Source organism: Shewanella sp. FJAT-51649 (assembly GCF_019457435.1).
In the GTDB taxonomy this organism is placed as follows: domain Bacteria; phylum Pseudomonadota; class Gammaproteobacteria; order Enterobacterales; family Shewanellaceae; genus Shewanella; species Shewanella mangrovisoli.
The window spans coordinates 3115425-3128758 of sequence record NZ_CP080411.1 but is presented as its reverse complement, the minus strand read 5'-3'; the positions used below and the strand labels follow the sequence as shown (position 1 = coordinate 3128758).

Annotated in this window: 10 protein-coding genes; 7 read left to right on the top strand and 3 right to left on the bottom strand. The window is 51.1% G+C overall.

What is annotated here, in order from left to right; all coding sequences use genetic code 11:
- Position 1: 1 nt before the first annotated feature.
- From K0H59_RS13915 to K0H59_RS13905, 3 genes are all read right to left on the bottom strand, one after another.
- Positions 2-3229 carry a winged helix-turn-helix domain-containing protein gene (locus K0H59_RS13915; RefSeq protein ID WP_220053456.1) on the bottom strand — a complete coding sequence of 1076 codons (3228 nt, stop codon included), beginning with the start codon at positions 3227-3229 and terminating at the stop codon, positions 2-4.
- 418 nt (positions 3230-3647) lie between these two features.
- Positions 3648-4979 (bottom strand): DUF4785 domain-containing protein, encoded by a 1332-nt coding sequence (locus K0H59_RS13910; protein WP_220053455.1) that lies wholly within the window; start codon positions 4977-4979, stop codon positions 3648-3650.
- 10 nt (positions 4980-4989) lie between these two features.
- The gene (locus tag K0H59_RS13905; protein WP_220053454.1) at positions 4990-5847 is read right to left on the bottom strand and encodes a hypothetical protein; all 858 of its coding nucleotides are present in this window, start codon (positions 5845-5847) and stop codon (positions 4990-4992) included.
- A 499-nt stretch (positions 5848-6346) separates the two neighbouring features.
- Between K0H59_RS13905 and K0H59_RS13900 the strand changes: the two genes are divergently transcribed.
- The 7 genes from K0H59_RS13900 (at position 6347) to K0H59_RS13870 (ending at position 13306) form a co-directional block, all read left to right on the top strand.
- The gene (locus K0H59_RS13900; protein WP_023267442.1) at positions 6347-6694 is read left to right on the top strand and encodes a hypothetical protein; all 348 of its coding nucleotides are present in this window, start codon (positions 6347-6349) and stop codon (positions 6692-6694) included.
- A 167-nt stretch (positions 6695-6861) separates the two neighbouring features.
- Positions 6862-7560 carry a TetR/AcrR family transcriptional regulator gene (locus K0H59_RS13895; protein WP_220053453.1) on the top strand — a complete coding sequence of 233 codons (699 nt, stop codon included), beginning with the start codon at positions 6862-6864 and terminating at the stop codon, positions 7558-7560.
- Positions 7560-8573 carry an HlyD family secretion protein gene (locus tag K0H59_RS13890; protein ID WP_220055609.1) on the top strand — a complete coding sequence of 338 codons (1014 nt, stop codon included), beginning with the start codon at positions 7560-7562 and terminating at the stop codon, positions 8571-8573. The genes K0H59_RS13895 and K0H59_RS13890 overlap by 1 nt, the downstream gene beginning before the upstream one ends.
- A 95-nt stretch (positions 8574-8668) precedes the next feature.
- Positions 8669-9610, top strand: coding sequence for an ABC transporter ATP-binding protein (locus tag K0H59_RS13885; RefSeq protein WP_220055608.1), 942 nt, complete (start codon positions 8669-8671; stop codon positions 9608-9610).
- Positions 9600-10721 carry an ABC transporter permease gene (locus tag K0H59_RS13880; RefSeq protein ID WP_220053452.1) on the top strand — a complete coding sequence of 374 codons (1122 nt, stop codon included), beginning with the start codon at positions 9600-9602 and terminating at the stop codon, positions 10719-10721. The genes K0H59_RS13885 and K0H59_RS13880 overlap by 11 nt, the downstream gene beginning before the upstream one ends.
- 237 nt (positions 10722-10958) lie before the next feature.
- Positions 10959-12245: an acetyl-CoA hydrolase/transferase family protein gene (locus K0H59_RS13875; RefSeq protein WP_220053451.1), complete on the top strand. Its 1287-nt coding sequence runs from the start codon at positions 10959-10961 to the stop codon at positions 12243-12245.
- Between the two features lie 230 nt (positions 12246-12475).
- A complete protein-coding gene (locus tag K0H59_RS13870) occupies positions 12476-13306 on the top strand; it encodes an SseB family protein (protein ID WP_220053450.1) in 831 nt (276 codons plus the stop codon).
- The last annotated feature ends 28 nt before the right edge of the window (positions 13307-13334 follow it).

Below are 13334 nucleotides of genomic sequence, written 5' to 3'. Positions count from 1 at the left end.
ATTAAAACCTAATGTTTAGTATTTGAGATTCTAGTAATAACTTCTGTAGAGTCTCATCATTAATAACTTCACCCAAGCAGTCAAGAGATTTAATGTATGAAACAGTGAAACTTGGTGATTTGTCTTTCTCAATTATTGGTGAAAGTAAATTTTTTGAATAGAGACACAACGTATGTTGGGTGTGCTTATCTTTAGATGTTTTTGCTTCTAATAAGATGCTTTCTGATAATTTTGATATATAAGTTGTGTTTTGGTGGTATTTTTCAGATAGTTTAAGAAATTCTTTTTTTGCTTGAATAGCGAATTCTAAACTTTCAGTTGGTTTGTCTTGTTGCTCAAGGTTTTTTGCAGCAGCTAGAAAAAAACTTGCATAAATTTCATCTTTTCTTGATGAAGAATTTAACTCGGCATCAGAATCAAGTGTTGACTTTAAATTTTTAACTTCATCTATATCAGCATGAGAAAGTGCCAAGATATTAAATTTTTGATAATATTTTTGTTTAATCCAAATTTCATTTTTGGGATCTTTTTCTAGAGCAGTAGATATTGCTTCTAAACCAAGCTTGGTTTGCTCAAGAGCTTTTTTGGGTTGGTTTTGATAGTCATACAAATCAGCAAGGGTTTGATGGCTTGCAGATAGCCTGTCTAATATGTATGGCTGTTTGATATTTTTGCCTAATTCTTGTTGAAGCTGAGTGTGGATTTGTATTGCGGAAAGTACATCTCCTTGTGAAACTGCCGCACTCGCTAACCAAGAACGTGCATTGGCCACATCGGCAATCAGTTGGCTATCTTCGGGGGCTTTGGCCAGTGCCAATAGCTTTAATCGTAATGACTCCTCAAAATCTTGCTGTGCCTTGGCAAAGTCCTGTTGCTTCATCGACACTGAGCCCAAGGTGTTATGGGCATAGGACAGCTCCATCAGCGCATCTTTATCCTCTGGCGCTAAGGCATACATGGTTTGGCTATAGGCTAAATACTGCTCGAAGAACGGACGCGATGCCGCCCAATCACTCACATCATATTTAAGCTGACCCAACCAGAAGGCATTGGCGCCTAAGGTTTTTAGCAGGGCTAAGTTTTCTGGCTGCAATTCGAGCAGCGGTAGCATTTTTTCCTGTGCGGCGAGTAGGGCGCTGCGGGCCTCATCGATTTTATTGCGTGAATAGGCGACTTCGCCCATGGCCTCTAAGGTTTGTCCATGCTGGAAGCGGGCGTCGAAGCTTAAGTACTTCTCATCGTCTTGGCTGGAAAAATCCGTGAAATATTCCAATGCCTTATTGCTGATCCCGTCGAGTAAGTCCATCCGGCCGATGCCGCGCATCTTATCGGCGAAGTCACCCACCATAAACCCGAGCAGATCTTCGGCGGCGAGGCGTTTTTGCTGGGCCAGCTTTTCGGCTTCGATACTGCGAACGCTCATAATGACTGAGGTTAAGGTGAGTACGCACAGCAGGGCGACGGTGATGCGCCTCGTCCAGCGCAGCATAGTGGCGCGTTTACTGGAGGCGGCAATAAAGTCGGTTTCCCGCTCGTCTAAGTCAAACAAGGGGTTTTGCCTAAGGCTTTGGGCCTCTTTTAAGGGTTTACCCTCGGCCAGCAAATAGGCGCTGTGTTTGGCTTCGCTGAGCCAGCGCTGGGATAAATGCTGTAGTCGGCTCTTAATGCTAAGGCTGTCGTTATGTTCGCTGATCCACGCCGTCGCCCTTGGCCAGCGGCGCAGCAGGGCTTCGTGGGCGATGCTAAAACAGGGCTCACCATTTTGCAGATGGGACACAAATAAGCGGCTATCGACCATGGCTTGCACTAGGGCGGTTTCGGCCGCGCTTTGCAACTGCGACCAGCGTGCAGTGCGGCTGGTGATGGATTTTTCATCCTCACGCAGGGTGACTAACAGGGACAAAATCCGTGGCAGACTGGCTTTTTCGGCCTCGGTTAAATGGGAGATGGCCTGCTCGGCATTTTTACCGATAGCGCCTTCGATACCGCCCAAGGTGCGATACACAGAGACCAATAGTTTGTCGTCGTCGCTGCGTTGCAAATACAGCGCCTGCAAGGTGTATTGCAGCATAGGCAGCGCATCTGGGTTGCTGGCGGCATCGCTACAGAGCATTTCATCGAGCGGCATGGCGGTGTCGCTATCGATTTCCCAAGTTAAATTGGCGGCAACGGCTGGCAGGCGGATCATCTGCAACAGCTCGGTGCGAGTGGGCGGTGCTAAGTCGAAATGGGCGCCGCGCGCTTTGCCTGCCATCAGGCTGGGGTAATTGACCAGCAACGGATAAAAGTCGTTGCGACAGGCACTTAAAATTAACACCGCATGGGAAGTGGCAAGACGCTCTAACAGCTCGATAAAGGTGCTGCGCTCGGTATCGCTAAACAGCGGCGATGATAATAAGACCTCTAATCGGTCGATAAATAAGGCAAAGCGTGGTGTAGCATAGGTCTGATTTTTAAGGCTTTGTTTACATATGTCGACAATGCTCTGCGGATCTTGTTCAAGCTTGGCGGCAAGAGAGTCTGCGCTCATTCCCTCAAAGACTGGGGTCTCGTTTAGCTCCCAGTCGAGCATGGCACTGGCCAGTACGGTGAGCAGTTGTCCCTTGCTGACATCGGCAAAATCGAGGCTGCTGTAGGCCACAACCCCAACGCCATTAAAGCCATTGGCGGCCATAAGGTTAGGCAATACACCGGCATTAATTAAGGAAGATTTACCGCTACCACTGGGGCCCAAAATTAAGCAGAAGGCGCGGCCAAACTGGATTTGTTGGCTAATGCGATTCAGCAGCGTGCTAATTTGCTCGCTGCGGCCGAAGAATACGTCGGCATAGTTGGCGCTGTAGGCTTGCAGGCCCGGAAACGGCGAGCCGCCTTGCCAAGTCTGTGGCGTGGCGCTGGCCTCGTGGCCAACGGGAAAGCGAACCTCGGCTAAGGTACGATAGCCACGTTTGCGAATGGTCTCAATGTAACGGGATTCGGTGGCGCTATCGCCAAGTGCACGTCGTAACTGGTTGATAATCTTGTGCAGTGGATTGTCGCCCGTGTCGACCCCCGGCCAGCAATGGCTAACAATTTCGTCGCTGCTGACCACTTCACCGGCGTTTTGGCAGAGAAACAACAACACATCCATCGCCTTAGGTTCAAGTTGCTTAACTTGTTTACCAAGGAGCAGGCTGTTGGCGCTGGGATTGACTTGCCATTCACCAAAAAAAAATGTGCTGTCACTCATAGGATTTCCATTGCTTGAGCATCGACTAAGGCGGGGGAATCGCGGTGCCGTTAGTCATTGTTATTTTTATAGGTAGCGCGTGTTGAACATTGAGTGTCATCAATTTGCATGACGTCAAAACATTGACATTATGCCTAGACACTTTGTTATTTAAAAGGAATAACCTTCGGTAATCAATGTAAATTTTATATCGTCATTGTGACGATATTGCGTCCTGTGGCACCTGCTTTATCACTCATTTGTGATCTTGCGCGGCACTTTGGAAACCTTTGTTAGGGATTTGTCTGGTGCTTTTCTGTCTGGCTTTAACTGAGGCTGACAGCACCAAGCTAAAAAAAGAGTGCCCGGGTGGGCACTCAAAACGGTTGGGAAGGGAGAAGTGAAAAATGAAAAGTGAATTAGCGGCTAAACACAGTCGTTAGCGGCTAAGTACCAGTGCGTTGGCCTGAAAACTTAACCGCGCCATTTGCCCTTGGTCTTGCAGCTCTAGCTCGTTGAGTTCAAAGGGCGGTTGCAGACCCGAGGCTTGGATAAGTGTTGGGTCAAACATCAGCTTGAGTTTGGGGGATTCGGGCGTTAACCAAGTTGCCGCTTGGGTGCGCATAATCGCCACTTTTTGGCCTTCGGTATTGGTGCCCGTGAGCACGCCACTCAACCCAAAGCGTCCCGCTTCGGCGACATTTAGCTCAAAGTTGACTTGATTCGGTACGCCTTTGTCCCACACGGTCAATACTTCTGGCTTGATGCTGGCCGAGTTCACATAGGACTTAAACGCGGTTTTCACCGTGCGCTGCACTGGGCGGCCATCGACCTGAGTCTGGACTGTGACTTCGATTTCACTCAGCCCCGCATTGCTGCTGGCAAGGGGCAAGTCTGCGGGCACTAAAGCCTGCCATTCATCCCCCTGTTTCACCATGGCCAGCGCTTGCTCTGTGCCATCGGCTTGTTTGAGTTTGGCCAGAGGCGCAAATTGATTATCGCTTTGGCTTAAATTGAGTTTAACCCCAACCGTTTGGGCATCGGCCGCAATTGCACTGGGCGCCTTGATGCTCAGTTGATAGGGCGAGCCTTTTTCCTTCACGTTGACCAGATAGTTGGCCTTAGCGACCAAGGGCTGGCTGACTTGTAGGCGATATTCTCCGGCCGTGGCCTTGTCAGACATTTGCAGCGCGCTGGAATCATCGGCGAGTCCCGCGCTGGCTAAGGCGTCGGCGCTCACCAGCGATTTAACTAAAGATTCTGTTGCTTGCGGGCTGCTGGCGTTTTTCCCCTGCGGCGTTTGGCCTATCCGCTGAATTTGCACCCGCTCAGGGGCAACGGCATCGGCATGCATTAAGGCGCCTGTGCTGACATCGCCGCGGGGCGCAATCCGCACTAAGCTGCCCGCTTGGCTTAAGTTAAGCTGCACGCCAGCATTCAGCTCGGCGCCGGTGACATTAAGCCAATACTCATCACTCTGGCTTGCCTGCTCAAGCACGGGCTGACTGGCTTGGTATTCGCCATAGAGTGGGGTGATAAAGCTGACGTAATCGGTACTGGTGTTAATCGGCGCGAGGGTTGGCGCGGCGATATTGGTATCGACAAGATCGCTATCCGTTGGCGCTGATAAGGTTAAGCCCTTGGCATACATTGGGCTGGCTTCTTTTTGTGGCTCAGGCGTGGTCGATTCATCCTGACAGGCACCGAGCAGGCCAGCTAAGATGACCAAGCTGACCGCTTTGCTTAAGGTGCGGAGTGTGAAAGGTGGCATAGTTGGCTCCTTAAATATGGTTGCGGATCAGCGTGTCTAAGTTAAAGCAGGCACGGCGACTCTGCTGATGGCTTAGCGGTTCTTGGCCTCGGGTCTTTTGTTTATCGGTAAACCAGACTGTGCCTGCGGCTTTTTGAGAGCTGCAATTTAAGAAGCCGTCGGAGCAGCTATCGAGCCAGTTTTGGGTGGTTTCGAGGGCGACCTGATATTGATAGCCTGCGCAGTAGCTGTCGCTATCCCAAATGGCGGAATCCACATCCGAGCCGACAACCACCTCGAAGGGTTTACCTAAACTCGGGCGACCAGCTGTGCCGTATAGCAAGGTGTTGTTGTAGTTTGCCATCCAGCCGACTTGCTGTTGTTTGACCGCATTGCTGTCATAGCCTAAGAGCCAACCTAGGCTGGTTTCGAACACATTGCCCTGATTGACCGCATCGGCCAGCGGCGTGCCGCCACTCGATGGCGCAAGGGCGATGACTCTGGAGGTGGCGTTGATCACCGCTGGATAGCGGCTGTCCCAGGTGGGATTGGATAAAATCCAGCGCACCACATTGCCGCCATTGGAGTGGGTGAGCAGGATTAAATCATCAATATTCTTCGCTTGAATAAAACTATTGAGCTGAGTGGCAAGACAGCCTGCGGCCGTTTCTTCCCACATATATTGGTCGAAGTCGCAGTTGATGACAGTGTAATTATTGGGGACGGGGATCCCTTGGCGCACTGAGTTAACAAACTCCGATGTCCAATAGTCGGCTAACGCATTGGTTTGATGCCCAGTTCCGTGGACAAAGGCGATACCCGTTGCAGCAAATACCGCGGGGCTGACAGCTAACAGACCCAAGAGCATTAAGGTGTTTTTTATCTTCATGGGTGTTTCTCATCTCTTAGTGATTGAGCACGGCCTTGCAGTCCATTGCTAACGGCCATTGAGTGTCGGGTGAATGGCGTTAAGTCGCAGCGTTCGGCATGGCAATCATTTGTCAGGTTTAAATCAATACGGCGAAACCTTGGGAGTAGTAGCCTAAAACACATTACCGCTTTGGCTTTAGCGTTGGGGCTAAACTGGCCCGACTTCCACTCTGGGTTATTAACCTAGTCGCAACATTTTCTGCTGGCAAGCAAAAATTCACTATACAATTTAATGACATAGCGACAATCTTTTGACTGTGTTTTAATAGGGGCAAGGGACACGCTAATTACTTGATCAGTAAACGCTAATAAAACGCATGGCGTATTAAGCTGTTTAAATTTGCCTAAAGCTGTGGGAAATTATTTTTATTAACACTGATAGGCTAATCAGTTTATTGTTCTGTATATCAAGATGTTTACACTTTCAGGAGGCACTTTTGGCTATTACACAACAGGAAATGAGCCGCTGTTTAACCGAGCTGCATTGCCGCAGCAATTTTTCGGTGAAGAGCATTACCGAATATATGTTGCCGGAAACCAAGGAAGCTTTTTATCTGCATATGGAGGGCAAAACCGCACAGCTGATTATTCGCCCGGCCTTTGAGGTATTTTCCAGCGAACTGGCCACCTTAGCGGGCGTTCATGCCAAGTATGACTATTACCACAATGCGGAAATGACGCGTTTTCCTAAGCGCTTACATAAGAGCCTTAACGAAACCCACTACGGATTGGCGTTTAGTTTCGATACCCTTGAAGCTGTGCAGCAATTTATCGCACGTTTAAGCGCCATCGTGAAAGGGACTTAGGATTTCAAAATACCAGCCTTAAAAATGGTTTTAACCGTCTGATATCTTAGGCATAAGCCTTTTAGGTTAAATTCCTCAATTTTAATCAAAATGAGGAATTTAACTGCTGCCTTTTCCAGCAGCTTTTCAGTATATTCATCAGTAGATGAATTCTGCTGGAGTGGCTTATGTCGCTTATTCCCCGTCGCCCAAGAGGTGTGGTTCCCTTTGCCGCTCAACCTGGGCAGTCCATGACTGCGGGTCGCCCGAAAGGCAACTCTGATGCGCGCCAACGGCTGATCGCCGCCGCGGTGACGCTCTTTAGTGAACGCAGTTATCCCACTGTTTCTACCCGTGAAATAGCCCGTGAAGCCGAGGTGGATGCGGCGCTTATCCGCTATTACTTTGGCTCTAAGGCTGGCTTATTCGAGCAGATGGTGCGGGAAACCCTAGAGCCTGTGATTGCGCGTTTGCGTGAAATTTCCAGCGCTCAAGCACCCAATGATATAGGTGAACTGATGCAAACCTATTATCGGGTGATGGCACCTAATCCCGGATTACCCCGATTAATAGTACGTGTGTTGCAGGAAGGCGATGGCACCGAGGCGTATCGAATTATGTTGTCGGTGTTTGAGCAAATTCTGTCCCTCTCGCGCCAATGGGTCGAGTCGGCATTAGTAAACGCGGGATTACTCAAAGAAGGGCTAGACCCCAATTTAGTGCGCCTGAGTTTTATCAGTTTGATGGTGTTTCCGCTGATCGCGCCCCCGGTTTTAATGCGTCAGTTTGGCCTGTTTAGTGCCAATACTGCGGATTTACAACGCTTAGCGCTGCACAATATGCAGGTGTTTACCCAGGGTGTATTACGTGAACCTAGGAGTGAATGATGATTTTAACCAATAGGTTAACAGTGATGTCGGTTATGGCGCGGCGACTTTCTCCTCAAAGATGGGGCAAGATGTTGGCGAATCTTTTGGGCGCGGCATTGTTGCTGCAATTGACGGCCTGCGGAGATGAATCCCCCCGCGTGCTGGGCACAGTCGAGCGCGACAGGTTAACCCTCACCGCACCCGTGGGGGAGCTGATCAACCAGATTAATGTGGTCGAAGGCCAGCAAGTGCAGGCGGGGGACGTGTTACTCGAGTTGGACAGCACAGCCGCCAAGGCGCGCCTTGGTCAACGTCAAGCCGAGCTTAAGCAAGCGCAGGCCAAGTTGGAAGAAGCCGTGACGGGGGCCCGCTCGGAAGATATAGATAAAGCCCGCGCCGCCCTCGACGGCGCCAATGCCAGTGTGAAAGAGGCGCAGCAGAATTTTGAGCGCACGCAGCGGTTATTTAAGACTAAGGTGCTTAGCCAAGCGGACTTAGATGCGGCGCGCGCGGCGCGTGATACCAGCCTTGCCAAGCAGGCCGAAGCCGAGCAGAGCCTAAGATTGCTGCAAAACGGCACCCGTAGCGAGCAACTCGAACAGGCCAGAGCCGCAGTCGAGGCGGCCATGGCTGGCGTGGCGCAGGAGCAAAAGGCCCTCAAGGATTTAAGCCTAGTGGCGGCAAGATCCGCAGTAGTGGATACCTTACCTTGGCGGGTGGGCGACAGGGTGGCCGCAGGCAGTCAACTTATTGGTTTATTGGCGATTGAGCATCCCTATGTGCGGGTATATCTGCCAGCAACTTGGCTCGATAGGGTCAAGGCGGGTAGCCAAGTGAAGATCCTTGTAGATGGCCGCGCGCAGCCTATTGCAGGAACAGTGCGTAATATTCGCAGTCAACCGGCTTACACCCCTTTTTATGCCTTAAATGAACGCGATAGGGCGAGGTTGATGTATCTCACCGATATCGATATTGCGCCAGATGGGCAGGATTTACCCACGGGAATGGCTCTTGAGGTACAGCTGCCATGAGCGCTCAACAGGCTTCAGTAGGGAGAACAGTCGCTGGGACATCAGCGGCAGAAACATCAAGCGCGACTCCTGAATTTGCTATCGAAACCCGCGGTATGACCCGCGCCTTTGGCGGCATCAATGCGGTCGAAGATCTCGATTTGGCAATCCCTAAGGGCACGATTTATGGTTTTTTAGGCCCCAATGGCTGCGGCAAATCGACCTCCATTCGGATGTTGACTGGGCTGCTTAGCCCAACCTCGGGGGATATTCGGGTGCTGGGGGAAACCTTGCCCGGCGCCGAGGAAAAACTGCGCCGCCGCATTGGCTATATGACGCAAAAATTCTCCCTCTACGACAACCTGTCGGTGCGGGAAAACCTCGAGTTTGTGGCGCAAATTTATGGGCTGAATCGTCGCCAAACCAAGGCGCGTTTAGCCGAGTTATTAAGCTTGTACGATCTGGCGGGGCGCGAGAAGCAAATGGCGGGCTCTATGAGTGGTGGGCAAAAGCAGCGTTTAGCTTTGGCCGCCGCGACCTTGCATCACCCCGAGCTGTTATTTCTCGATGAGCCAACATCGGCGGTCGACCCTGAAAATCGCCGCGAGTTTTGGGAGCGGCTGTTCGATCTCTGCGCCCAAGGCACCACGATTTTAGTCTCGACCCACTATATGGATGAGGCCGAGCGTTGCCATGGTCTGGCGATTTTAGAGCGCGGGATAAAACGCGCCGACGGCTCGCCGCAACAATTAATGGCGGCCATGGGCGCGCGGGTTATTGAAGTGTCGGGGGAGGATTTACGCAAGCTTAAACAGTCGCTTATCAGCGACGCCAAAGTGTTATCGGCGGCGCAGATTGGCAGTCGTTTACGGGTATTAGTGCAAAGTTCGATTGCAGATCCGCTGGACTGGTTAAGCCCAAGGGTTGCGGGGCGAGCATTGACCGAGGTGCGTCCAAGCCTTGAGGATGTGTTTGTCACCTGCACGGGCGGGCGTGCCCAGCTAACGCCGCCAAACGGCAGTCAGGCCACGACAGTGGAGGCTCAAGATGCTACGTAGAATTTGGGCCGTGGTGGTCAAAGAACTCAGGCAGCTATCGCGGGATCGCATGACCTTCGGCATGATAGTGATGATCCCTTTAGTGCAGTTGATGTTGTTTGGTTATGCCATCAATACCGATGCGCGCCATTTGCCCGCAGGTTTAGTGAACTTAAGCGACTCCGCCTATAGCCGCGCCTTGGTTAAGGCGGTAGAAGCGACTCAAGTCATTGATTTTAAAAATCGCTACTTGAGCGCGGCCGAAGCGGATGAGGCCATTACTCGGGGCGAAGTGAAAGCCGTGTTGTATTTAGGCGCCGATCTCGACGAGCGTTTAGTGCGACATCCCGCCTTTGCGGGGCAGGCCTATTTTGCCGAGCCTGTGGGGCAATGGTTGGTGGATGGCTCGGATACTGTGGTTGCCTCCACCATTCGCAGTTTAAGGCAAATGCCACTGGATGAAATTGCGGGCAGGGCGGTCAAATCGAATCCCCCCAGTTTTGAGGTCGTGCAGTATTTTAACCCTGAGCAGCGTTCTGTGGTGAATATCGTCCCCGGCCTCTTAGGGGTCATTTTGACTATGACCATGGTGATGTTCACCTCGGCCGCGATTGTGCGCGAGCGAGAGCAGGGCAATATGGAGTTTTTAATCACCACACCAGTGCGGCCGCTCGAGCTAATGCTAGGTAAAATCACCCCTTATGTATTAGTGGGTTTCGTGCAATTGGCCATTATTCTTAGTGCCGGACATTTGCTGTTTGCAGTGCCGATCCGCGGCGGTTTGGACTCGATTGCGCTGGCGGCCATGTTGTTTATCTGCGCAAGTTTGACCTTAGGCCTAGTGATTTCGACCATAGCGAAAACCCAGTTGCAGTCGATGCAGATGACGGTGTTTATCCTGCTGCCGTCGATTCTGTTGTCGGGCTTTATGTTCCCCTACGAGGCCATGCCCGTGGCGGCGCAGTGGATTGCCGAGGCGTTACCCGCGACGCACTTTATGCGCATGTCCCGCGCGATTGTGCTGAGGGATGCCGAGGTGAGTGACTTGCAATTTGATGCGCTGTGGATGATTGGCTTTACCTGTTTAGGCCTGCTGGTGGCCAGTCTGCGATTCTCCAAACGTTTGGATTAAGGCTCTTGCTTTGGGCGCGAGTTTTGACTTAACGCAAAGTATTGGTAAAGAATCGGACTAAGTCGTTGAAATGGATGTTAGTTACTTTAGAACTCGCTTACACTGCTGCTATTAAAATGTTCCTTTGCGGTATTGGCTTTGCGTAACCCTTGGGGGAGCGGAGACGCAAAGCGTGTGGCGCATCCTCGCCACAACATGCGCAAAGGAATGGGGATCAGCTAAGCGAAGGAATTCTGTATGCCTGCGATTGTGTGTCAAAGTGCCCTCGAAGCGGTATCGCTCATTCAAAGTGGCGAAACCCTGTGGACCCATTCCATGGGGGCGACCCCCAGAGTCTTATTAGATGCGCTGGCAAAACATGCGCTCACCCTTGAAAATCTCACCTTATTACAGCTACATACCGAAGGCGCTGAGTCCTTAAGTCATCCCGATTTGCGTGGTCATTTGCGCCATCGCTGTTTCTTTGGCGGGGTGCCGATTCGGCCATTATTGCAAAGTGGTGATGCTGACTATGTGCCGATTTTCCTCTCGGAAGTGCCTAAATTGTTCCGCAGCGGCGAGCAAAAAATCGATACCGCGATTATCCAAGTGTCGCCACCCGATAAACACGGCATGTGTTCCTTAGGGATTTCGGTGGAGGCCACCTTAGCCGCCTGCCAAGTGGCGGGTAAAATCATCGCCCATATCAACCCGCAAATGCCCCGCACTCACGGCGATGGCTTTATTCATATCGACCGTTTTGCCGCCGTGTATGAACAAAGCGCCAGTTTACCCATCCATGCCTTTGCCACCGGCGATGCAGTGAGTTTGGCGATAGGGAAAAATGTGGCCGAGCTAGTGCGTGATGGCGATTGTTTGCAGATGGGCATTGGTGCGATTCCCGATGCGGTGTTGTCTTGCCTGACCGAGCATAAAGACTTAGGCGTGCATACCGAGCTATTTTCTGACGGGATTTTGCAGCTGGTCGAAAAGGGCGTGATTAACAACAGCAAGAAACGTTTTTACCCCGGAAAACTGGTCACAGGTTTCGCCTTAGGAAGCCAGAAGTTATACGACTATGTGGATGATAATCCTGCGGTCATTTTTATGGATATCGAGCAGGTGAACGATACTGCCATCATTCGTAAAAACCCCAATGTGATGGCGATTAACTCGGCATTACAGGTCGACCTTTCTGGCCAAGTCTGCGCCGATTCGATAGGCACTAAGATTTATTCGGGTGTTGGCGGGCAGATGGACTTTATTCGCGGCGCAGGGCTGTCCGAAGGCGGCCGCTCTGTGATTGCCTTGCCAAGTACCGCCTCGGGCGGCAAGGTTTCCCGCATTGCTCCTGTGTTATCGCCAGGTGCAGGGGTAGTGACAACGCGTGCCCATGTGCATTACATAGTGACCGAGTATGGCGCGGCAAACCTACGTGGCCGCTCCCTACGCGAGCGGGCGCAGGCGCTGATCAATATCGCTCATCCGGATTTTCGTGAGCAGCTTTGCCGCGATGCCTTCGAAGTGTGGGGATTAAGTCTCTAATTCTATCAGTCAGTTACTCATGAGTGCCGAGTTTGCGACTGCGCAGGCTCGGAACTGTGCTAAGTGCCAGCTTTGATGCCAATTGTGGGATGTTTTACTCGATTCGACGCCCTCAATGTTTTACCATGCCCACGCGATTTAATCTGGTCAGTGTGAATCGAATGGTTAAAAATTATTTTTAACTCTTTGATAGTAAAGGACTGAACCGCTTAATAACAGGAAGTTTGCCAATGTTGTACACCCTAGAAGCGACAACCCCACTCGAACAAATTTTTGTGAAGGCCCTCCAAGACAATCTGTATGCGGCCGAGTTTTATCAACAACTTAGCCAATCAACCCTGTTTATCTTGAGTGAGAGTAGCACTGAGGCGCCCGAGGCGGGTGAAGGTGCGATGGCTATCGGCATCACCCAGTGGTATGTCCCCCTCGAGGATGGCAGTGATCATCCTTTTACGCCGATTTTCACATCTCAAACCGCCGTCGATAAGGCCATCGAATTGATGAAGAGCGAAGGCACTGCGCACCATGGGGTGATGACGCTCGATGCCGAGACGCTGTTCCAAGTGTTGCTGCAATCGGGGAGCGATATGGCGCTGAATCCTAACAGCAATATGTCGAAATCCTTGGATGCACACGAAGTACGCTTGATGCTGTCATCACAGCTTGAGTTGGTTGAGCACAGGGGCGCACTCTCGTTATTTGGCAATATCGAGCCCCATGAGTATCCCCATTTCGCCCAGCTCAAAGGGTTATTGTCGAACTATAAAACTGTCGAGAAGGCCTATCTGCTGGAATCGTCACGCTTGGACTTTATTCGTAGTACTTCGGATCACGCCTTAAGCCTAGTGATCCAATTACCCGCTGAAAACTCAGAGGATATTAATCGTATTCGTGGCGATGTGAAGTTGCTCGAGCGTCAATTAGAGCAGGACAGCTGGCTCATTAAGGTGCACCATTTACATGGCGACAGCGTCGAGCCTATTGCGACATTTTGCCAAGCCAAGAGCGCGCCTTTTTACAGCCGCTCACTGCTGAGCAGTATCAAAGGTTGGTTTAAGTAATCTTCCGATAGACAATAAAAAAACCAGC

Coding starts and splice junctions, on each gene's coding strand:
- K0H59_RS13915 (WP_220053456.1), bottom strand. CDS start 3,229: ATGAGTGACAGCACATTTTTTTTTGGTGAATGGCAAGTCAATCCCAGC.
- K0H59_RS13910 (WP_220053455.1), bottom strand. CDS start 4,979: ATGCCACCTTTCACACTCCGCACCTTAAGCAAAGCGGTCAGCTTGGTC.
- K0H59_RS13905 (WP_220053454.1), bottom strand. CDS start 5,847: ATGAAGATAAAAAACACCTTAATGCTCTTGGGTCTGTTAGCTGTCAGC.
- K0H59_RS13900 (WP_023267442.1), top strand. CDS start 6,347: ATGAGCCGCTGTTTAACCGAGCTGCATTGCCGCAGCAATTTTTCGGTG.
- K0H59_RS13895 (WP_220053453.1), top strand. CDS start 6,862: ATGTCGCTTATTCCCCGTCGCCCAAGAGGTGTGGTTCCCTTTGCCGCT.
- K0H59_RS13890 (WP_220055609.1), top strand. CDS start 7,560: ATGATTTTAACCAATAGGTTAACAGTGATGTCGGTTATGGCGCGGCGA.
- K0H59_RS13885 (WP_220055608.1), top strand. CDS start 8,669: ATGACCCGCGCCTTTGGCGGCATCAATGCGGTCGAAGATCTCGATTTG.
- K0H59_RS13880 (WP_220053452.1), top strand. CDS start 9,600: ATGCTACGTAGAATTTGGGCCGTGGTGGTCAAAGAACTCAGGCAGCTA.
- K0H59_RS13875 (WP_220053451.1), top strand. CDS start 10,959: ATGCCTGCGATTGTGTGTCAAAGTGCCCTCGAAGCGGTATCGCTCATT.
- K0H59_RS13870 (WP_220053450.1), top strand. CDS start 12,476: ATGTTGTACACCCTAGAAGCGACAACCCCACTCGAACAAATTTTTGTG.